This is a genomic window from Hymenobacter sp. BT559, from assembly GCF_017571525.1.
Taxonomy (GTDB): Bacteria; Bacteroidota; Bacteroidia; order Cytophagales; family Hymenobacteraceae; genus Hymenobacter; species Hymenobacter ginsengisoli.
On the sequence record NZ_JAGETY010000004.1, the window covers coordinates 255132 to 275400 of the forward strand.

At 62.6% G+C, this 20269-nt stretch carries 19 protein-coding genes; 11 read left to right on the top strand and 8 right to left on the bottom strand.

Annotated features, from left to right (window positions below):
* Positions 1-9: 9 nt before the first annotated feature.
* Both J4D99_RS07555 and J4D99_RS07560 read left to right on the top strand, forming a co-directional pair.
* Positions 10-573 (top strand): DUF1572 family protein, encoded by a 564-nt coding sequence (locus J4D99_RS07555; protein WP_208131096.1) that lies wholly within the window; start codon positions 10-12, stop codon positions 571-573.
* A gap of 119 nt (positions 574-692) precedes the next feature.
* The gene (locus J4D99_RS07560; protein ID WP_208131097.1) at positions 693-899 is read left to right on the top strand and encodes a hypothetical protein; all 207 of its coding nucleotides are present in this window, start codon (positions 693-695) and stop codon (positions 897-899) included.
* Positions 900-990: 91 nt separating this feature from the next.
* On the opposite strand, the gene J4D99_RS07565 is transcribed toward J4D99_RS07560, so the two are convergent.
* The 4 genes from J4D99_RS07565 to J4D99_RS07580 form a co-directional block, all read right to left on the bottom strand.
* Positions 991-1962: a deoxyhypusine synthase family protein gene (locus tag J4D99_RS07565; RefSeq protein ID WP_144844969.1), complete on the bottom strand. Its 972-nt coding sequence runs from the start codon at positions 1960-1962 to the stop codon at positions 991-993.
* A gap of 114 nt (positions 1963-2076) precedes the next feature.
* Positions 2077-2616, bottom strand: a complete 540-nt coding sequence (gene hslV / locus J4D99_RS07570) for an ATP-dependent protease subunit HslV (protein WP_208131098.1) — start codon at positions 2614-2616, stop codon at positions 2077-2079.
* Positions 2617-2746: 130 nt separating this feature from the next.
* Positions 2747-4447, bottom strand: a complete 1701-nt coding sequence (locus tag J4D99_RS07575) for a pyruvate dehydrogenase complex dihydrolipoamide acetyltransferase (protein WP_208131099.1) — start codon at positions 4445-4447, stop codon at positions 2747-2749.
* A gap of 86 nt (positions 4448-4533) precedes the next feature.
* Positions 4534-5187: a histidine phosphatase family protein gene (locus J4D99_RS07580; protein WP_213019522.1), complete on the bottom strand. Its 654-nt coding sequence runs from the start codon at positions 5185-5187 to the stop codon at positions 4534-4536.
* Between the two features lie 167 nt (positions 5188-5354).
* Here J4D99_RS07580 and J4D99_RS07585 point away from each other — a divergent pair, with 167 nt between their 5' ends.
* The 6 genes from J4D99_RS07585 (at position 5355) to J4D99_RS07610 (ending at position 12547) form a co-directional block, all read left to right on the top strand.
* On the top strand, positions 5355-5789 hold the full coding sequence (locus J4D99_RS07585; protein ID WP_208131100.1) for a hotdog fold thioesterase: 435 nt from the start codon (positions 5355-5357) through the stop codon (positions 5787-5789).
* The gene (locus J4D99_RS07590) at positions 5789-7021 is read left to right on the top strand and encodes a chorismate-binding protein (protein ID WP_208131101.1); all 1233 of its coding nucleotides are present in this window, start codon (positions 5789-5791) and stop codon (positions 7019-7021) included. Before J4D99_RS07585 ends, J4D99_RS07590 begins: the two co-directional genes overlap by 1 nt.
* A gap of 166 nt (positions 7022-7187) precedes the next feature.
* The gene (locus J4D99_RS07595) at positions 7188-9326 is read left to right on the top strand and encodes a M28 family peptidase (protein ID WP_208131102.1); all 2139 of its coding nucleotides are present in this window, start codon (positions 7188-7190) and stop codon (positions 9324-9326) included.
* A gap of 8 nt (positions 9327-9334) precedes the next feature.
* Positions 9335-11152 (top strand): 2-succinyl-5-enolpyruvyl-6-hydroxy-3-cyclohexene-1-carboxylic-acid synthase, encoded by a 1818-nt coding sequence (menD, locus tag J4D99_RS07600; RefSeq protein WP_208131103.1) that lies wholly within the window; start codon positions 9335-9337, stop codon positions 11150-11152.
* Positions 11153-11181: 29 nt separating this feature from the next.
* Complete coding sequence (gene menB, locus J4D99_RS07605; RefSeq protein ID WP_208131104.1) at positions 11182-12006, top strand: 1,4-dihydroxy-2-naphthoyl-CoA synthase; 825 nt, start codon at positions 11182-11184, stop codon at positions 12004-12006.
* Between the two features lie 265 nt (positions 12007-12271).
* Positions 12272-12547: a hypothetical protein gene (locus J4D99_RS07610; protein ID WP_208131105.1), complete on the top strand. Its 276-nt coding sequence runs from the start codon at positions 12272-12274 to the stop codon at positions 12545-12547.
* Positions 12548-12588: 41 nt separating this feature from the next.
* Here J4D99_RS07610 and J4D99_RS07615 read toward each other — a convergent pair whose 3' ends face one another.
* Positions 12589-12780: a hypothetical protein gene (locus J4D99_RS07615; RefSeq protein WP_208131106.1), complete on the bottom strand. Its 192-nt coding sequence runs from the start codon at positions 12778-12780 to the stop codon at positions 12589-12591.
* A 129-nt stretch (positions 12781-12909) separates the two neighbouring features.
* Here J4D99_RS07615 and J4D99_RS07620 point away from each other — a divergent pair, with 129 nt between their 5' ends.
* The 3 genes from J4D99_RS07620 (at position 12910) to J4D99_RS07630 (ending at position 16364) form a co-directional block, all read left to right on the top strand.
* On the top strand, positions 12910-14259 hold the full coding sequence (locus J4D99_RS07620; protein WP_208131107.1) for an alpha-amylase family glycosyl hydrolase: 1350 nt from the start codon (positions 12910-12912) through the stop codon (positions 14257-14259).
* A 94-nt stretch (positions 14260-14353) separates the two neighbouring features.
* Complete coding sequence (locus J4D99_RS07625) at positions 14354-15469, top strand: AMP-binding protein (RefSeq protein ID WP_208131108.1); 1116 nt, start codon at positions 14354-14356, stop codon at positions 15467-15469.
* A 31-nt stretch (positions 15470-15500) separates the two neighbouring features.
* Positions 15501-16364, top strand: a complete 864-nt coding sequence (locus J4D99_RS07630; RefSeq protein ID WP_208131109.1) for a DUF481 domain-containing protein — start codon at positions 15501-15503, stop codon at positions 16362-16364.
* 4 nt (positions 16365-16368) lie between these two features.
* Here the strand turns inward: J4D99_RS07630 and J4D99_RS07635 are convergent, their stop codons facing one another.
* The 3 genes from J4D99_RS07635 to J4D99_RS21790 all read right to left on the bottom strand — a co-directional run bounded on the left by J4D99_RS07635 (position 16369) and on the right by J4D99_RS21790 (position 20257).
* Positions 16369-17073 carry a hypothetical protein gene (locus J4D99_RS07635; RefSeq protein WP_208131110.1) on the bottom strand — a complete coding sequence of 235 codons (705 nt, stop codon included), beginning with the start codon at positions 17071-17073 and terminating at the stop codon, positions 16369-16371.
* A gap of 168 nt (positions 17074-17241) precedes the next feature.
* The gene (locus tag J4D99_RS07640) at positions 17242-18780 is read right to left on the bottom strand and encodes a TlpA family protein disulfide reductase (RefSeq protein ID WP_208131111.1); all 1539 of its coding nucleotides are present in this window, start codon (positions 18778-18780) and stop codon (positions 17242-17244) included.
* Between the two features lie 58 nt (positions 18781-18838).
* Positions 18839-20257: a TlpA family protein disulfide reductase gene (locus J4D99_RS21790; protein WP_236018566.1), complete on the bottom strand. Its 1419-nt coding sequence runs from the start codon at positions 20255-20257 to the stop codon at positions 18839-18841.
* Positions 20258-20269: the final 12 nt, after the last annotated feature.

A 20269-nucleotide genomic window follows, 5' to 3' on the forward strand; every position in this document is an offset into this window, starting at 1 on the left:
CTTACTGCCATGCTTACTGATTTTCTTTCCAGCGCCCGCAAGCAGTTTGCCTATTATAAATTGCTCGGCGAGCAGGCTATGAGCCAGGTCACCGATGAGCAGCTGCACTGGCAGCCTTCGGCCGAGAGCAACAGCCTGGCCACCATTGTGAAGCACATGGCCGGCAATATGCTATCGCGCTGGACCGATTTTCTGACCACCGACGGCGAAAAGCCCTGGCGCGAGCGCGAAGCCGAGTTTGACGAGGACCAGGCTAGCCGGGCCGAAGTGCTGGCCCGCTGGGAAGCGGGCTGGCAGTGCCTGTTTGGAGCGCTCGATGGGCTGACGGAGGCCGACCTGGCCCGCACTATCTACATCCGCAACCAGGGCCACAGCGTGACGGAGGCTATCAACCGGCAGCTGGCGCACTACCCCTACCACGTGGGGCAACTGGTATTTATAGCCCGGCTGGCGGCGGGTGAGGCGTGGCAGTCGCTCTCCATTCCGCGCGGTAATTCGGCCGCTTACAACGCGGAAAAATTTGCGCAGCCACCGCACCGGGCGCACTTCACCGACGAAAAGCTGAGCCGCTAGCCCCCTCTCACGCACTAAGCCAGGTATTAAATCGACATTAATAAGCCGCGGCCGCTACAATATATTCCGCCGGAGTACGTCTTTACGGGTAGTTATCCTTTTCCTTAACACCCGTTGCTATGCTCTACCTGTTTGGCCGCCTCGCCCTGAGCGACTCGCTCGATTACCACGAAAATTATCATGACGATGATTTTCGGCCCGCCACTCACAACGAGCGTAGCAGCCCGCCCGAGCCCGACGCCCGGACCGCCGCTGACCGCCAGCTTCGCCGTGCCTCCCACCTTTCGCAAGCCGACCGGGCTAGCGCGGGCTGCCCCAATAATTAATCTTGACTAGCCCCTCGCCGTGGGGTTTTATAGTAAAAAGCCCGTCCCCGACTTAACAGGGGCGGGCTTTTTAGTGCCTGGTGGAAGCTGCCTATTGGCCGAGCACGATAGCAAAAATCAGCGGGGCCACGATGGTGGCATCGCTTTCGATGATGAATTTCGGGGTTTTCTCGCCGAGCTTGCCCCAGGTGATTTTCTCGTTGGGCACGGCACCCGAGTAGCTGCCGTAACTGGTGGTCGAGTCCGAAATCTGGGCAAAATAGCCCCACAGCGGCACGTCGTGGCGCTGCAAGTCCTGGTGCAGCATGGGCACCACGCAGATGGGGAAGTCACCAGCAATGCCACCACCAATCTGGAAGAAGCCGATTTTGCTTTCCTCGGTGGCGGTTTTGGTATACCAGTCAGCCAGGTACATCATGTACTGGATGCCGGTTTTCATAGTGTGCACGTTCTTGATGTCGCCCGAAATCACGTGGCCGGCGTAGATGTTGCCGAGCGTCGAGTCTTCCCAGCCGGGGCAGATGATGGGCAGGTTTTTCTCAGCGGCGGCCAGCATCCACGAGTCTTTGGGGTCAATCTGGTAGTACTGCTCCAGGTCGCCCGACTTCAGAATCTGGTAGAAGAATTCGTGCGGGAAGTACGATTCGCCAGCTTGGTCGGCCTTTTCCCAGTGCTTGAGCACGGTGTGCTCGATGCGACGCATGGCCTCTTCCTCGGGGATACAGGTATCGGTCACGCGGTTCATGTGGCGCTTCAGCAACTCGTGCTCGTCGGCGGCGGTGAGGTCGCGGTAGTGCGGCACGCGCTCGTAGAAGTCGTGGGCCACGAGGTTGAAGATGTCTTCTTCGAGGTTGGCGCCGGTGCAGCTGATAATCTGCACCTTATCCTGGCGAATAAGCTCAGCCAGCTGAATACCCATCTCGGCGGTGCTCATGGCGCCGGCCAGGGTAATCATCATTTTGCCGCCATCGGCGAGGTGCTTATTGTAGCCATCGGCCGCGTCGATGAGGGCAGCGGCGTTAAAATGGCGGAAATGATGCTTGAGGAAATTGGTGATTTGCATGGGATGGGTTCGTTGTCATGCTGACGAAGGAAGCATCTTGTCAGACACGGCTTTACGTGGTTCATCCTGACAAGATGCTTCCTTCGTCAGCATGACACCACTTAAAAATGGAGATTACGCCGGCTCGGCGATAATCAAATTGTGGTTGGTGTAAATGCAGATATCGGCCGCGATGTGCAGCGATTCTTCCACCATTTGGCGGGCGGTGAGGTGCGGGGCGTGCTTTTTGAGGGCTAGCGCGGCCGACTGCGCATACATGGCGCCGCTGCCGATGGCAGCTACGTCCATGTCGGGCTCCAGCACGTCGCCAGTGCCGCTTACTATCAGCAGTTCGTCTTTGTCGGCCACTACCATCATGGCTTCGAGCTTGCGTAGGTACTGGTCTTTGCGCCAGTCTTTAGCCAGCTCAATGGCAGCGCGCTTGAGGTTGTTGCCGTAGGCGGCAAGCTTCTCCTCAAAGCGGTCGAGCAGCATAAAGGCATCGGCGGTAGAGCCGGCGAAGCCGGTTACGACTTTGCCGTCGTTGAGCTGGCGCACCTTGCGCACGTTGTTTTTGGCCACATGCTTGTCCATGGTGGCCTGGCCGTCGGCCCCGAGGGCAATCTGGCCGTTGTGGCGCACCCCAAGCACGGTGGTGGAGCGGATTCTGGTCATGGGTATCTACTAAAAAACTGTCATCCTGAGCTTGCGAAGAACCTTGTTTCCGTTGAACTGCCCCTTAAGGTTTCGTTCAACTGGCATAAGGTCCTTCGCAAGCTCAGGATGACAGTCGGTGGTCAATTTATCAAATCAGCATCCGCATCGGGTCTTCCAGCAGGGCCTTGAGCGTCTGCAGGAAGGCGGCACCGGTGGCGCCGTCTACCACGCGGTGGTCGCAGCTTAGCGTCACCTTCATGATGTTGCCGATGGCTAGGGCACCATCCTTCACTACAGCGGTTTGCTTGATGCCACCCACGGCCAGGATGCAGGCATCGGGCGGGTTGATGATGGCGGTAAACTCGTCGATGCCGAACATGCCGAGGTTCGAGATGGTGAAGGTGCTACCCTCCCATTCGGCGGGTTGCAGCTTCTTGCTCTTGGCTTTGCCGGCCAGCTCTTTCACCTCGGTGGCAATCTGCGACATGCCTTTGCCATCGGCGTTGCGGATAACGGGTACCAACAGGCCTTCGTCCACGGCCACGGCCACGCCGATGTTCACCACCTTGTTCTGGCGAATGCGGTCGCCGAGCCACGACGAGTTGATGGCGGGATGCTGCTTCAGGGCCACGGCCGAAGCCTTGATAACCATGTCGTTGAACGACAGCTTCACCGGCGACAGCTCGTTGAGCTTCACGCGGGTTTCCATGGCCTTGTCCATCAGGATTTCCATCGTGAGATAGAAATGCGGGGCCGTAAACAGGCTCTCCGACAGGCGCTTGGCAATCACCTTGCGCATCTGCGACACCGGCGTATCGGTGTAAGTGCCTTCGGCTGCAGCCGGGGCGGGCGCAGCGGCTGGCTTAGCAGCCTGCTGCTCGGGCAGGGCTGCCTGGATGTACTCGCTGGGGGCCGAAGCGGGAGCGGCGGGGGCAGCCGCCGGAGCTGGGCTAGCGCCGGGCTGGGCATTTTCGAGGTCGCGGGCCACGATGCGGCCGTTTTCGCCGCTGCCTTTAATCTGGCGCAGGTCTACGCCTTTGTCTTTGGCAATGCTCTTGGCCAGCGGGGAGGCTAGCAGGCGGCCGGTGCTTTCAGCCTGGGGGGCAGCGGCCGGGGCCGCAGCGGCTGATGCGGACGGCGCGGCCGTTTCGGCGGGCGCGGCAGCCGCCGGGGCACCGCCGCTTTGGCCACCTAGCAGGGCCTGAATATCAGCGCCTTCTTCGCCAATGATGGCTAACACGCCATCTACGGCTACTGCTTCGCCTTCCTTGGGGCCGGTGTAGAGCAGGGTGCCATCCTCGTAGTTTTCCAGCTCCATCGTGGCTTTGTCGGTCTCGACTTCGGCCAGCACGTCGCCCGACTTCACCTTGTCGCCTACCTTTTTCAGCCAGGCGGCGATGGTGCCTTCGGTCATGGTATCGCTCATCTTGGGCATGCGCACCACGGTAGCTTTCTTGCCATTGGCGGGCGCGGCCGGGGCAGCGGGGGCCGGGGCGGGTGCAGCAGCCTGAGGAGCCGGGGCGGGCGCGGGGGAAGCAGGCGCTGGCGCGGCGGCCGCCTGGGGAGCGCTAGCCCCACCCTGGCCGTTGAGCAGGACCGAAATGTCTTCGCCTTCCTTACCCACGATGGCCAGTACGCCATCTACCGGCACCGAGTCTTTCTCCTTGGGGCCGATGTAGAGCAGGGTGCCATCCTCGTAGTTTTCCAGCTCCATCGTGGCCTTATCGGTTTCGACTTCAGCCAGGATGTCGCCCGACTTCACTTTATCGCCTACTTTTTTGAGCCAGGCCGCGATAACCCCTTCGGTCATCGTGTCGCTCATTTTCGGCATTTTTATAATTTCGGCCATCGGAGTTGCAGGTTGGGATTGGGGGCCAAAATTAGCCGCCAAAACGTGGGGAAACAATCGGCCGCAAGGCCGCTAGGGGAGTGAAGTTAGCGCGGAGGCGCCAAGTGGCTAACGTCTAAGAAATTGCGGATGGTGTAGTGCCCGCCCGTGCGGTGCAGCTTGTAGAGGCAGAGGTTCTGGTGCTCAAAGCCATCCATGTAGCGCAGCGGGTAGCCGAGCAGCTGGCACAGCAGCACGCGCAGGGCGCGGCCGTGCAGGCACACCAGCACGATTTCGTCCTGGGACCGGCTTTCGAGCAGGTCGATAAACGGGCGCTGGCGGGCCGCTACCTCGGCCGGGCTTCCGCCGCCGGGCAGGCGCGCGTGGTCATCGCCGGCCTTCCAGGCGTCCAATACGCGGGCATATTCGGCGTCTTCCTCGGGCGTGATGCGGGTGCCCTCGCGGGTGCCCCAGCTTATCTCGTTGAGGCCGGCGTGCTCTTCGTGCGGCAGGCCGGCGTCGATAAACTGCTGCACCGACTGCCGGGTGCGCTTGAGCCTGGAGGTGTACACGCGGGCAAAGGGCATATGCTGATAAGCGGCCCAAAACTGCGCGGCCTGCTCGCGGCCCCGCGCATTAAGGTCCGAGTCGACCCCACTGCCCTGCACAATGCCTTGCACGTTGAAGTCGGTCTGGCCGTGGCGAAGAAGATAAAGCTGCTGAACTGGCACGAGGGTAGGCGGAGTAGTTTTGCCGAACAATGCCGTAAAGTACGGGTTGGCTACTGCGTTGTTCGTTTTCCCTGGCCGGTTAAAAATCGGTTGTCGTGGCGAGCCTGCGAAGCAGTTGCCCCCGCACGACACCCGCACAACTCGCCCTGGGGCAATGGCTTCGCAAGCTTGTCCTGACAACCGATTTTAGCCCTACAATGACTCTCGACGACGTAAAAACCTGGGTTTCGCACCGCCCTACCCTAGCCGACACGCTCGGCATTGAGCTCACGGCCCTCACCGAAACGTACCTTGAAGGCCGCATGCCCGTCGATGGCCGCACCCACCAGCCGATGGGCCTGCTGCACGGCGGCGCGTCGGTGGCCCTGGCCGAAACGCTGGGCAGCATCGGGGCCGCCACGCGCATCGACGTGACGCGCCAAGCCTGCGTGGGCCTCGAAATCAACGCCAACCATATTAAGGGTGTGCGCGAGGGCTGGGTGCGGGGCCAGGCCACGGCCCTGCACGTAGGCCGCACCACTCAGGTGTGGGAAATCCGCATCACGCACGAAGAAACCGGGGCCCTGGTGTGCATTAGCCGCATCACGATGGCAGTGATAGACCTGCCCGCTGCCAAAGAAAAACAAGCCTGATGCGCACCGCTGAACCCCGGCTTCTTTCGTGGCCCACCGCCGCTAGCCCCGATGCGTGGGCCCGGCTGCGCCACTTGGTGGCGGGTGCCTTGCGCACGGGCCGGCCGCTGGCGCTCTGGCGCGAGCCGGAGGCTAGCCAGCCGCGCCTATTGGTGGCGCGCGCGCTCGAAGCTTCCTATACGGGCCTGCCGCCCGCGCTCGATGCCCAGGCGCCGGCGGGCTTCGCATTTTTCCCGTTTCGCGATTCTGACCACAACCCGGCGCTTTTCCTGCCCGCCGATGTGCAGTACGACCTGGCCGAACCCGCAGTGGTGCGCATTGCCCCCGCCGCCCGCGAGCTGGTGCCCAACCTCACGGCCTGGCTAGCCCTGCCCACACCGCCCGCGCTGGCCTGGCACTACAGCACCCAGCCCGCGCCGCCCGCCGCCACCGAGGCTGAGTACACGCAGCTGGTGCGCACTGGTGTAGCGGCGATTGAGGCCAAAGAAGTGGTGAAAGTGGTCACCTCGCGGGTGGCGCATCAGCCGCTGCCGGTGGGCTTCGACCCGCTAGCGGCCTTTCGGGAGCTGAGCCAGCAGTATCCGCGCGCTTTTGTGTCGCTGGTGAGCGTGCCGGGCGTGGGCACCTGGCTAGGGGTGTCGCCCGAGGTGCTGGCCGAAGTAACGGCCGATGGCTTTTTTCACACCATGGCCCTGGCCGGCACCCAGCCGCTGGTGCCGGGCCGCTCGCCGCAAGATGCCATCTGGCGGCAGAAGGAAATCGAGGAGCAGGCCTTGGTAGCGCGCTACATCGTGAGCTGCTTCAAGCAGTTGCGCCTGCGCGAATACCACGAGGCCGGCCCGCGCACGGCGGTGGCGGGCCAGCTGTTGCACCTGCGCACCGACTTTGAGGTCGATTTGAAAAACGTGCCCGCGGCTGCTTCGCTCGGCACCGACATGCTGCGACTGCTGCACCCTACCTCGGCCGTGGGTGGCATGCCCAAAGTAGCCGCGCTGGAGTTTTTGCAGCGCCACGAGGGCTACGACCGCGCCTATTACAGCGGCTTTTTGGGGCCGGTAAACGTGGCTAGCCCCGGCGTATCGCGCCTCTACGTGAACCTGCGCTGCCTGCAGCTACGGCCCACCGAGGCGGTGCTTTACGCTGGCACCGGCCTCACCGCCGAGTCGGACCCTAGCCGCGAGTGGCAGGAAACGGAGCTGAAGCTGCAAACCGTAGCCGCAGTGCTGGGGTAAGGCAAGGTGGTAAGCCGCGCGGGAACAAGTGCCGCGTTGCTTTCTTTGGCACTCCCAGTTTTCCTTCTCCTTACTGAAAAGAAGGTCAGACAAACCGGACGTTCTTTTAATGTTGCGGATGTTTTCGCCGTACTGTCAACCCTCCTCCCATCCTTAGCCTCTGCCTATGCGCCTGCTTCCATTACTCTTATTGTTGAGCAGCTGGGCGGCCCCGGCCCAGGCACAATTACCGGCTTTGCTGCAGGCGTATGCGCGCACCAGCGCCGTGCCGGGGCGCGAGGAAGAAGCTAGCCGCTTTATAACCGAATTGTTTAAGGCCGGCACCCTGCGCACGGACCGCCTTGGCAACCTGGTGCTGGTGGTGGGCAGTGGCAGCCCGCGCCGGCTGCTGGTGGCGCCGCTCGACGAGCCGGGCTACGTGGTGAGCCAGATTCAGGCCAATGGCTACCTGCGGGTAGCGCCGGTGGGTGGGGGCGCCACGGGCGCGCTGTACCATCAGTTTTTGGAAGGGCACGACGTGCGCATTGGCACGGCCAGCGGGCCGCGCAATGGTATTTCGGGCGTGCCCTCGTCGCACTACGACAACCTGCGGGCTACGCCCGAGCGCACCCTGGCCCCCTTTTCGTGGCAGGCAGCTTATTTGGATGCAGGCGCGGGCTCGGCGGCAGCCGTGGCACAGCAGGGCATTCGGCTGCTAGACCCCGTAACGCTCGAAAAAAAGCCCGTGCTGGTGGGCCAGCAGTGGGTAGCCGCGCCGGCCATGCGCGAAAAGGCCGCCGCCGTGGCGCTGGCTACCGCCGCCCAGTCCCTGCTGGCTGCGCCGCCCGCCGGCACCACGGTCATCGCCTGGACAACCCTCGACCTGCTCAATGGCAAGGGCTTTGAGGCCGTAGCCAATCAATATGGCCCCTTCAAAGAGGTGTACCGATTCGACCGCAATCTGGAAGCCGAGCCCTCTGGCACCGGCCAGTTTTTAGCTGACCAGGAGTTCTCCTCCTTACCCGGCCAAATTCTGGCCACGCCCACCCGGGCAGCCCGCAAGCCAGTACTGCCCAATGCCCAACTTGCTGCTGCCCACACCTACCTGCTAGGCCTGCCCGCCCGCTACGCCCACACGCCCGTCGAGGCTGTGGCCGTGGCCGATGTGCAGCAGCTCATCAGGGCGTGGCTGGCGGCAGCGGGCGCACCGGGCGCCACGGTAGCCACCGTGGCTAGCCCCCCTGCCGTGCCAAAACCGCCTGCGCCCGCCCCCACGCCCGAAGCCCAGCTCTTGGCCGGCCTGGTGGGCCAGTACGGCGTGAGCACGGCCGAGACACCAGTTCGCGAGTTCATCGCCAAGCAGCTACCAGCCTGGGCCAAGCCCACTATAGACCAGGCCGGTAACCTTATTTTGAACTTCGGCCAGGGCAAGAAGCACCTCGTCTTCGTGGCTCACATGGACGAGGTAGGCTTCGTAGTCGATTCTATTCGGCCCGATGGGCGGCTGGTGCTCAGCCTGAAGGGCGGCGCGTTTCCGTGGCTGTGGGAGGCGCAGCCGGCCCTGCTGCACCGCCCGGGCCAAGCCGATGTGCCAGCCGTGTTTGAGCCCCGCCCGCAGTATCTGAGCGCTACTAAGCGGGCTGCGGCCGCTATGCCCACCGTGTTTGCGGGCTACGCCTCGGCGCAGCAGGCGCGGGCGGCGGGCATCGAGCCGGGCCGCACCACCGTGACCATGCCCAAGGCGCTGCGCCCGCTAGGCCCCACCCGGGCCGCCGCCCGCGGCCTCGACGACCGCGTGGGCTGCGCGGCCCTGCTGCTGAGCCTGCGCCACCTCGACCCCGCCAAGCTGCCCTGCCGCGTCACCTATGTGTGGTCGACGGGCGAGGAAATCGGCCTGCTGGGTTCAGCCTTTGCCGCCCAGAGCCTGCGCGACGCCAACGTGGTGTACCCGATTGACACCTTCGTGTCGTCGGACGCGCCGCAGGAGTCGCCTGCCTTTGGCTACTGCCCGCTCGGGCAGGGCGCGGTCATTCGGGTAGTCGAGAGCATCAATTTTGCGCGGCGCGACCTGGTGCAGGGCGTGCACGCGCTGGCCGACCGCCAGCATATTGCTATTCAAGAGGGTATGACGGTGGGCGGCACCGACGGGCTGGAGTTTATGAACTACGGTATTCCGTCGGTACCGCTGTCGTGGCCCGGCCGCTACTCCCACTCGCCCGTAGAAGTGCTCGACTACCGCGACATGGCCAGCCTGGTGCGCCTGCTCGGCGCGCTGCAAGCCGAGGCCCCGGCCACCAAGCCCGGCCGCCCCACCCACCGCCCCTAACCGACTTCATGAACCCACTCCAAGCCGTTTTCAACATCGCCGAAATCTGCGCCCGGCACGGTATTACTGACGTTATTCTGTCGCCGGGCTCGCGCTCGGCGCCACTCACGCTGGCGTTTGCGCGCCACCCGGCCTACCAGGGCCTGCTGCGCGTGGTGCCCGACGAGCGCGCGGCCGCTTTCATCGGGCTGGGCATTGCGCAGGCCACGCGGCGGCCGGTGGTGCTGGTGTGCACCAGCGGCACAGCCGGCCTCAACTATGCGCCAGCCGTGGCGGAGGCCTTTTTTCAGCAAATTCCGCTGTTAATTCTCACCGCCGACCGCCCGCCCGAATGGATAGACCAGCTCGACGGCCAGACCATCCGGCAGCGCAATCTCTACGGCGCACACGCCAAGGGCACCTTCGACTTCCCGGCCGATACCTCGCACGCCGACGCCAAGTGGCACGCCGAGCGGATTATCAATGAAGCTATTAACCTGACCCTAGCGGGCCCCGCCGGCCCGGTGCACGTGAATGTGCCACTGCGCGAGCCTTTTTACCCCAAGGCCGGCGAAGAAGTAGCATATGAGGCCAGCGTCAAGATTATCCGCGACGAGCACGCCACTACCACCCTGCCTCCCGGCGAGATTCTGGACTTGCGCCGGCGGCTGCGCGATGCCGGGCAGGTGCTGGTAGTAGCAGGCCAGCAGGCCGGGCAGGCCAGCCTCACGGCCGCGCTTTACGAGTTTGCCGCCGTGCGCCAGCTGCCCGTGGTGGCCGACAGCATCGCCAATCTGCAAGACGTGCCGGCCGTGCGTAGGCAGGATATTTTTCTGGCGGGCTTGTCTAAAGAGCAGAAGGAGTCCCTCAAGCCCGACTTGCTCATCACCTTTGGCCAGTCGCTGATTTCTAAGGCGTTAAAGCTGTTTTTGCGCGAAGCTTCCCCGGCCCAGCACTGGCATTTGCAGGCTAGCGGCGAGGCTGCCGATACCTTTCGCAGCCTCACCCGGGTTATTCGGGTGGCGCCGACGGTGTTTTTTCAGCAGCTTACCGCTTCCGAAACCAAAGACTACAACCGGGCCGAAAGCCTTGGCCCTGGCTACTTTCTCAGCCTGCGCGAAGCCCAAAAGGTGACGGAGGACACCGCGCTGGCCGAAAGCCCGGATGCCCCGGCCGCCCCTAGCCTGACGTGGCAACAGGCCGACAGCCTGGCGGCTAACTTCCTGGCTCGCTTTTTTGCCGCCGAAGGCCAGCCGTTCAACGAGTTTTCGGCCATGCAGCGGGCGTTGGCCAGCCTGCCCGAGGGCACCGCCCTGCACCTGGCCAACAGCATGGCCGTGCGCTACGCCAACATTATCGGCCTGCCCGAGGGCAAGCAAGTAGCGGTGTTTGCCAACCGTGGCACCAGCGGCATCGACGGCTGCACCAGCACGGCCGTGGGGGCGGCCCTGGCCCAGCCCGAGCGGCCGGTGGTGCTACTGACCGGTGACGTGGCGTTTTTCTACGACCGCAACGCCTTCTGGCACAACTACCCCGCGCCCAACCTGCGGGTGGTGCTCTTCAACAACCACGGTGGCGGCATTTTCCGGCTCATCGACGGACCGCGCCAGCAGCCCGAGCTCGACGAGTTTTTTGAAACTCATCAGGCACTTACGGCCGAAAACCTGTGCCGCGATTTTAAGCTGCGCTATTTGCCCGTTTCATCTTTTGCTGAACTTGAAGCCGCGCTACCGGTTTTCTTTGCGGCCGAAAGCGGCGCGGCAGTGCTGGAAATCTTTACCGATTCCAAAACCAACGCGGCGTTTTTTGAAGAATACCGTACCGCTGTTAAGCAAGCTTTTTCTTAACTATTTCAGCGCACCTTATTTCATTTTTTATGCCCGAACCCATTCAGTGGACGCCCATTAAGGAGTTCCAGGAAATCCTTTTCTCCCAGCACGGAGGCATCGCTAAAATCAGCATCAACCGGCCGCAGGTGCACAATGCCTTCACGCCGCTCACGGTGCAGGAAATGATTGAGGCGATGGATATTTGCCGCAATCGCTCCGATATCGGCGTCATCATCTTCACCGGCGAGGGCGGCCAGGCGTTCTGCTCGGGCGGCGACCAGAGCGTGCGCGGGCACGGCGGCTACGTAGGCGAGGACACTGTGCCGCGCCTCAACGTGCTCGACTTGCAGAAGATGATTCGCAGCATTCCGAAGCCCGTGATTGCCATGGTAGCGGGCTGGGCTATTGGCGGCGGCCACGTGTTGCACGTGGTCTGCGACCTGACCATCGCGGCCGATAACGCCCGCTTCGGCCAGACCGGCCCCAAGGTGGGCTCGTTCGACGGCGGCTTTGGGGCTAGCTACCTGGCGCGCATCGTGGGCCAGAAGAAAGCCCGCGAAATCTGGTTTCTCTGCGACCAGTACAACGCCCAGGAAGCCCTCGATATGGGCCTGGTGAACAAAGTAGTACCGCTCGACAAGCTCGAAGAAACCACCCTGCAATGGTGCGACAAAATCTTGCAAAAGAGCCCGCTAGCCCTGCGTATGCTCAAATCGAGCTTCAACGCTGAGCTCGATGGCCAGGCTGGTATTCAGGAGCTGGCCGGCAACGCCACGCTGCTCTACTACCTCTCCGACGAGGCTAAGGAGGGCAAAAATGCCTTCCTCGAAAAGCGTAAGCCCGATTTTGATAAGTTTCCGAAGTTTCCGTAGGCCAGAGCTACTCTTTGAAAAAGTGCGCCACCCCGGCTAGGCCGGGGTGGCGCACTTTTTTTAGCCAAGCCAACCAAAGATTACCCAGCAGATAACCGCCTGGGCGGCCCCGCAGTATAAGCCTTCAAAACACCTCTTTCTACGTTTTTTACTAAAAAATGAGCGCACGATGAAGGAAATGCACAAAGTAAAATGGCTAAAAGAACCTGAAAAGCACGACTATGCAGCAGCTTATTCGTATCTGAGCCTGATATATAAACCAGGAATGTCCAAAAAGCTCGTGAAGGAGCTACAGGATGCTGACCTGGAGAGCTTTAAGGCTAAGGATATTTTTCGTGCCTCTGCGCTGCCGCTGCTCGGCATCAGCAATTACCACGTCGAGCAATACTATGCCAAGCTGACGCATAGCGAGAAAATATCACCGATACTGCTGGTGCGCGACACCGCGCACGGGCGCGTTGTCATTGCCGATGGCTACCACCGCCTATGCGCCGTGTATGCCATAGATGAGGACGCGAACATCCCGTGCAAAATTGTGTAGTACTCAACAAGATACGGCTCTCAGAAGTGTACTAAGGGCTACTAGAAGCTAAAGCCCAGCGCGTGCAGGCAGGCGCACCAGCTGAAGAAGTAGCGGCGCGATTCGTGCTTGCGCCATTTCTTTATGGCTTTGGCACGGGCCTTTACTTCGTCGCGCGTGAAGCAGGGGGCGGCTGGGGCAACAGGAGCAGCAACTGGAGCTACGGCAGCAAACGGAAGCGATAACGTAGTCATGGCAGTAGGCGCTTGGTGATGTGTAAGTATACGATGCCCGAACGAAAAAAGCAAGTACTCACTCACTATACTTTCCAATTAAGGGCGTTAAGCTGCCGTAATTTGTTCCTACTACGTCTCCTTACTCCGATGAGAAAGTATCTGCTACTGGTGCTGTTGAGCGCCTGTGCGCTTTCGCAGGCGTTTGGGCAGGCTACTGCCGTGCCCGCCCGGCCCCTCACCCACCCTGCCTGGATTGAGCAAGGCAATATCTACGAGGTGAATGTGCGCCAGTACACGCCCGAGGGCACGCTCAACGCCTTCGCCAAGCACCTCGACCGCCTAAAGGCGATGGGCGTAGAAACGCTGTGGTTTATGCCCCTCAATCCTATCAGCAAGGTGGGCCGCAAGGGTAGCCTGGGCAGCTATTACGCCGTAGCCGACTACACCAAACTTAACCCCGAGTTTGGCACCATGGCCGACTGGCAGCGCCTGGTGAAAGCCGCGCATGCCAAAGGCCTGAAGGTGATTATCGACTGGGTGCCCAACCACACCGGCGCCGACAATCGCTGGCTAGCCCAGCACCCTGGCTTTTTTGTGAAGAACAAGGAGGGCCAGCCCGCCGTGGCCTTCGACTGGGACGATACCAAACAGCTCGACTATAAAAACCCGGAGATGCAGGACAGCATGATTGCGGCCATGCGCTACTGGGTGAAAAGCAGCGACATCGACGGCTTTCGCTGCGACGTAGCCTGGAACGTACCGGCTAGCTTCTGGCGGCGCGCCATCCCGACGCTACGCCAAGGCAAAAACCTGTTTATGCTGGCCGAGGGCGACAGTGCCTACCTGCCCCAGAGTGGCTTCGATGCGGTGTACCCCTGGCACATGTTTCATGCTATGGAAAAGGTGGCCGCTGGCAAGCGCCCCGCCACGGCGCTCGACAGCATCTGGCGCGAGCAGCAGGCCAAGTATCCCAAGGGCACCATTCAGCTGTACTTTACCAGCAACCACGATGAAAATAGCTGGAATAAAGCCGATTATGGCTCTTTTCCGGGCCGGGTGCACGCGCCCTTCGCCGTGTTTACCCAGACCATGGGCAATGGGGTACCGCTCATTTACAGCGGGCAGGAAGAGCCGGTACTGCGCCCGCTCAAGTTTTTCGATAAGGACCCGATGGCCTTCGGCAAATACCAGCGGGCCAAGCTCTACAAGACCCTGCTCGACCTGCGCAAGCGCAACCCGGCCCTAGCGGCCGATGCCTCCTTCCGCAAGGTGCACGTGGGCGACGACCGCACCGTGTACGCCTACGTGCGCGAGAAGGCCGGCAAGAAGGTGCTGGTTATCCTGAACTTATCAAATAAAGAGCAGACTATCAGCGTGAAGGAAAAGGCGCTTCAGGGCAAGCCCTACAACCTGTTTATGTATACCAATGAGCCGCTCACGAGCAAGCCGTGGAAGGTGGAACCCTGGGGCTACGTGGTGTACGAGTATGGGCGGTGATATGCTAGGCGGCTGGCGCATCTATCTAAGTAGAAGCAGGTGGCTTGCTGACCACGTAGCCGGGTCTAGCGCCGCGGCAGCCTAATTTTGCCCCATGCCCAGCCCCAATCTCCCCACCTCGCTCCTGCTAAATGGCCGCGAGTTCAGCTACGACAGCATTCAGCAAACGCCTAACCCGCACCTTGACCTCAACGGCTACGAGGCCAAAGTGCTGGAGCTGCTGCGCCAGTGGCTCACGGGCGCCCACGAGTTTGGGCTGCGCACCTCGGGCAGCACGGGCCAGCCGCAGCTCATCACCCTGAAGCGGCGGCAGCTGGTGGCCTCGGCCCGGCGCACCGGCGACTACTTCGACCTAGGGCCCGGCGACCGCGCGCTGGTGTGCCTGAACTGCGACTTTATCGGCGGCAAGATGATGCTGGTGCGCGGCCTGGAGCGCGACATGCGCCTGACCGTGGTGGAGCCCCACGCCGACCCGTTTGACTTCGTGCCCGCCGAGGCTGAGTTTGACTTCGCGGCCTTTGTGCCGCTGCAGATGCGGGCCGTGCTGGCCGCCGGGCGGGTTAGCCGGCTCAATAAAATGCGGGCCATCTTGGTGGGTGGCGCGCCCGTGGAGCCCAGCCTGCTGGCCGAGATTCAGAAGCTGAAAGTGCCGGTGTTTTTGACGTATGGCATGACCGAAACGGCCTCGCACATGGCCTTGCGCCGCCTCAATGGCCCGCACGCTAGCCCCTATTACCACGTGCTGCCGGGCCTGCATCTGGGCCAGGACGAGCGCGGCTGCCTCACGGTGCGCGGCGACGTGACCGACGACAAGCTCGTGGTGACCAACGACCGCATCGAGCTCATCGACAAGCACACCTTCGACTGGCTGGGCCGGGTTGATTTTGTGATAAACTCGGGCGGCGTGAAGGTGCAGGCCGAGAAAGTAGAGCTGGTGCTCGATGTGGCCCTGGCCGAGCTGGGCCAGAATCGCCGCACCTTTGTGGCGGGCCGCCCCGACGAGCGCCTCGGCCAGGCCGTAACGGCCTACGTGGAAGGCGAGCCCCTGGCTAGCCCCCTCGAAAAGCGCCTGCTGGGCTTGCTCACCGCCCGCCTGGGCAAGTATGAGCTGCCCAAGGCCGTGGTGTACGTGCCCACCTTCAAGGCTACGGCCTCGGGCAAGCTGGACCGGGCGGCCACGCTGCGCGGCACCGAGGCCCCACGCCGCTAGCCTTATTCACTTGCGCATCAACGATTTGCTTATGCCACCCCTGGCGCGGAAGCGCTACATATTGGGCGGCTTGCTGCTGGCTGGCCTGGCCCGGCCGGGCCACGTGCTGGCCCAGGTACCCGACTCGACCAGCGCCCCGGTGGCCGCCGATACGGCGGCCGCGCCGGTGGTGGCCCCTAGCAGCAGCGGCGCTAGCGGCCTGCCGTCGTCGGAGTTTGAAACCTACAATGTGAGCGGGCAGGGCATCCGCTACACGGCGGCGCTTACGGGCATCTACAGCACGGGCACCGTCGAGCGCATCTACTTCACTACCAGTCACACGGCCAACCTGGCGCTGGGCCAGCACTGGCTGCTGCCGGCAGCCTTCAACTTCAGCTATGGCAAGCAGGACCGCGTGCTGCGCGAGCGTGAGGTGCTCGGCCTGTTTACGCCGGCTTACCAAGTGGGCAGGCTGAAATACTACGCCCTGGCCGAGGGCGAGCAAAGCAACCTGCGCGCTATCGCGCGGCGCCTGGTGGGCGGCGCGGGGGTGGGCTACCAGTTTTACCTCGACTCGCTGCGCAACGAGGTTAGCCTCAGTCAGTTTTTTCTCTACGAGCACACGCAGTACCTCGAAGAGCTGCTGCGCAGGGTGCCGCGCAGCTCAACGCGCCTCAAGCTGCGCCTCAAAAAGGGGCCGGTGGTATTCACGGCGCTGGCTTTTTACCAGCCCTCGCTGCAAGACGTTACGGGCGACTTTCGGGTGAACTCGACTAGCAGCCTGAACTTTACGGTGAGCCGGCACTTGGCGCTCACGGCTACCTACGCCTATTCGTACGAGAGTGTGGCCGTCGAAGGGCGCAGCCCGCTCAACACCAATCTGACGGTGGGCTTTACGTATTCAACTGGCAAATAAGCGCTTATTCGCCGTAGGTGCGCCGCCGAGTGCGGTCATTCATACTATGAATGCGCAGGTCTTTCTGCGAAAAAAGCGGCTCGTGGTTGCGCAGGATGCGCAGCAGCGGCACAAGGAGAATCTTGGCCCGCAGGTAGAAAATGGGGCCGCTGATTTCGCGGCGCACCACCTCATCCACAAACAGCGGCTGGCGCCAGCCGGCCCCGGCCCCGAGGCTAGCCCAGGAAAATACGCGCATCTGCGCGGCTACCGAGGGCTCGATGAGGGCAATGAAATCGCGCGGGGTGCTTGAGCGGGTGCCGGGCCGGTCTTCGTTGTTGTACTCGACGCGCACCGCGCCCATGCCACCCTGTAGGTTGGCGCCGAGCTCCCAGCGCGGGTTTTCGAGCACGATGTATTCGCCGTAGAGCGCCACGTTGTAGAAGCGCAGAGTGGCGTCGGGGTCGTCGGTGGCATTGTCGGGCGGTTCGAGGCGGGTGGGAATGCGGCTACTCAGGAAATAGAACGCTAGGCCCGTACGCACCCGGCCCCGCCACTCAAGGCCGAGCTTGAGGCCGTTGATAATGGAGAAGTGGCTATTAATGATGGAATACCGCGAGTCGATTTGCAGCACGGGCCGGCGGCGGGCAAACACTGGAGCTGGCTTTGACGAGTCGGGCGGCGCCGGCGCGGCACTGGCAGGCCCAGCTAGGCTCAGTGCGAGCAGCACCGCCCACCAACAGCCGCAGCTCGACCAAGCCCGACGCCAAACCACTTGAATACTAAACACAACCAAATAAAAATAACACCTGCACGGGCAAGGTACGCGGTGCGTCCTTAACCCGTTTTAATGAAGTAAATATGTAGAAACACGGAGGCTCTCAACCAGCGCTTTCCCTTAAAGTTTCAGCGCCTGCTCCAAGGCATTGTCGATGGCCGGGCTGGTGGAGGGCCGGGGCGGGTTGTTGGCAATGATGCGGCCATCGCGCCCAATGAGCCAGTAGCTCGGAATGGACTGCACATTGAAGGCGCGGGGGGCAGCCCCGTCGAAGGCGCCGCCATCGTGCAACTGCACGGCGTTGGGGCTAGCCACCTGCTTGGTCGCCAAGTACTTCTGCCAGTCGGCGGCCTGGCTATCGAGCGATACGTAGAGGAACACTATGTCGCGGCCCGCAAACTTGCGGCGCAATTCAAGGCTAGCCGGCATTTCGGCCAGGCAGGGCGCGCACCAGGTGGCCCAGAAGTCGAGGTATACCACCTTGCCGCGCAAGCTGCTGAGCGATACCTTCTTGCCGCTGGCATCGAGCAGCGTAAAATCGGGCGCGGGCTGGCCACTGGCTAGGGCCAAGTGGGTGCGTACAGCCTGCCGCACCTCCCGGGCAATGGTCGAATCGTGGTTGTGGGCCCGGAAGTCGGGCAGCAGCGGGCGTATGTCGGTATGTTCGCTCTCTACCTTGCCCAGCAGGTACTGGCCCACAGCTACGTCGCGCACGCGGCCCTCGCCCAGGGCCTCGGTGGCACGCTGGTAGAGGCGGCGCCCGGCGGCGGGACCGGTAGGCAGGTTACCGTCCTCGTCGTTGAGCTGGGTGAAGCCATAGGTCATGAGCAGACCCTGGAAAGCACTCTGCGTCAGGGCCGAATCCTGGCTAGCCAGCTGCATTTCGCTTAAAAAATCGTAGTAGCTCACCGGCAGCGTGGCGTAGCCGGCCTGGCGCCGCTCGGCCGACTGGCGCGAGGTGTAGCTGAGCAGCGAGCTGGCCCACTCGTCGGCAATGGCCTGGCGCTGCTGGTGCACAAAAGCGGCGGGCATGGGCTTGGCCACGGCGAAGGCGGCGAGCGCGGCCAGCCGCTGCTGGCGGTAGGTATCGGCGGCGCGGCGCAGCTCGGCGGCGCTGAGGCGGCCGGCGCGGGCGTCGGGCGTACGGCCGGCCTCGTCGTCCTGGCTAGCCAGCAGGCTGCTTTGGGTCAGGTAGTTATTGGCATTCGCACCGCGCCCGGCAAAGGCCAGGGTACGCTCAAAGCGGCTGGCATCGAAGGTCAGGCGCAGGGCGTCGCCGGGCGAGAGGTAGAGCGTGGCGTAGGTGTTCTCATACCCTAGCCGGGCCTCGGTGGGCGCGGCCAGTCGGGGCACCGTCAGCCGGAAGTCGCCGGCCGGGCTCAGCCGGGCCTCCACCGTTTGGGTAAGATGGCCGCGCCAGTCGGGCCCGTAGCTGAGGCTGATGGTGCGGGCCGTGGGCGCATCCACATGGCCGCTGACAGTGGTGCCACCCGCCGCCAGGGCGGGGCTAGCCTGCCGAAACGCCGGCGCTTTAAATGGCGGCGGGGCCGGGCGCTGGGCGGCGGCCAGCAGCGGCAGCCCGACCCAACCCAGGCAGGCCAGCGCCTTTATAATTAAACGGTTAGCTGCAACGGTGCGGCAACTGGACGGAGCACCCATAACAAAATCGGCAATAGCCAGACAAAGATACTTGGGCCCTGCCCCGCCGCCCGGTGGGCTAGCGCTTCAGCGCCTGCTCGATGGCGGCCACGGTTTCGGGCCCGTCAGAGGGGCGCGAAGCATACACGGTGACAAAACGACCATCGCGCCCGATGAGGTAGTACGTGGGGTAGCCATTTACCAGGTAGGTGGCCGCCAGGCTACTGTCAGGCGCGCGCAGGTGTACGCTGCTAGGGCCAGTGAAGTGCTTATCGGCCAGTGCTTGCTGCCACTTGGCTTCGGCATCGCCCACCGAGATATAGAGAAATACAACATCACGGCCTTCAAACTGCTTTTTGAGGGTGGGAGCAAATTCAGTCATCTCCCGCATGCACGGGCCGCACCACGTGCCCCAGAAGTCGAGGTACACCACCTTGCCCTTCAGGTCGGCCAGCGACACCTGTTTGCCGGTATTATCAGTGAGGGTAAACGCAGGGGCTAGCTGCCCGGCACTGAGCTGCTGGCGCTGGGCAAAGGCCTGCCGCACTGAGCGAGCTACGGCCGAGTCGCGGTTGTGCTGCCGAAAGGTGGCATAAAATACTTTCGCGCCGGCCGGATTATTGCGAATAGAATTGAATAACACTGCTTCCATCGTCCAGTTACGCGCCTTGGTATCGCCCAACTCGGCGGTAGCTAGCTGGTAGAGGCGCGGGCCTTGCGCAGGGTCGGTACTGAGCCGACCAGAGGGCACTAAGCGGCTCTGATAGCCCATCACAAAATTGGCCACCAGCGAGTTATCAATCAGGCTTCGGCCCCAGTGCCGGCTCACCTGCTTCACAAAAGGCTCCTTCAAAAAGCTGTAGTAGGCTTCGGGAAGGGGCTCGCCTGCTGCCGAGGTCGGGTTCATGGTGGCGTACATGAGCAGTGTGGTGGCCCAGTTGGTATTGATGGCTAACTGCTCATCCTGAATAAACTCGGCCGGTAGTGAGTGAGCCTTGGCGTAGCTGGCCAGGTTAGCCAGCCGGCGCTCGCGGTAGGCATCGCTGAGACGGCGAATTTCAACAGGCGTGGTCGTGCGCAGGTTGTTCTGCGGCCGGGGCAGGTCGGGGGCAGCAGGGCCATATTGATAGGTATAGAGCGAGTGAGCCAGGTAATTATTGACCTCACTGCCTTTGCCGGTATATCCCAGGGTCCGGTCGAAATCCTTGAAGTCGAGTAGCATTACCAACTGGTCGCCCGGCTGCAGATACAGTTGCGTACGCTGGCCAGCGCAGCTGAATTCCGTAGGGGTGCTTTGCGTCAGGTCTTTTAGCTGAATCTGAAAGTCGCCGCTGGCGCTGAGGGGCGCTTTTACGCGCCGCTCGCCTATAAAGAGTAGCACGGTGTCGCCGGCCGGCGCGTGCGCGAGGTGGCCGTGCAGGCGCGTAACGGGCGGCGCCGGGCTAGCCAGCAAATGAAGCGTGGTGCTCAGCGCGAGAGTCAGTAGCAGGGGCAACATAAGGGGGCGATG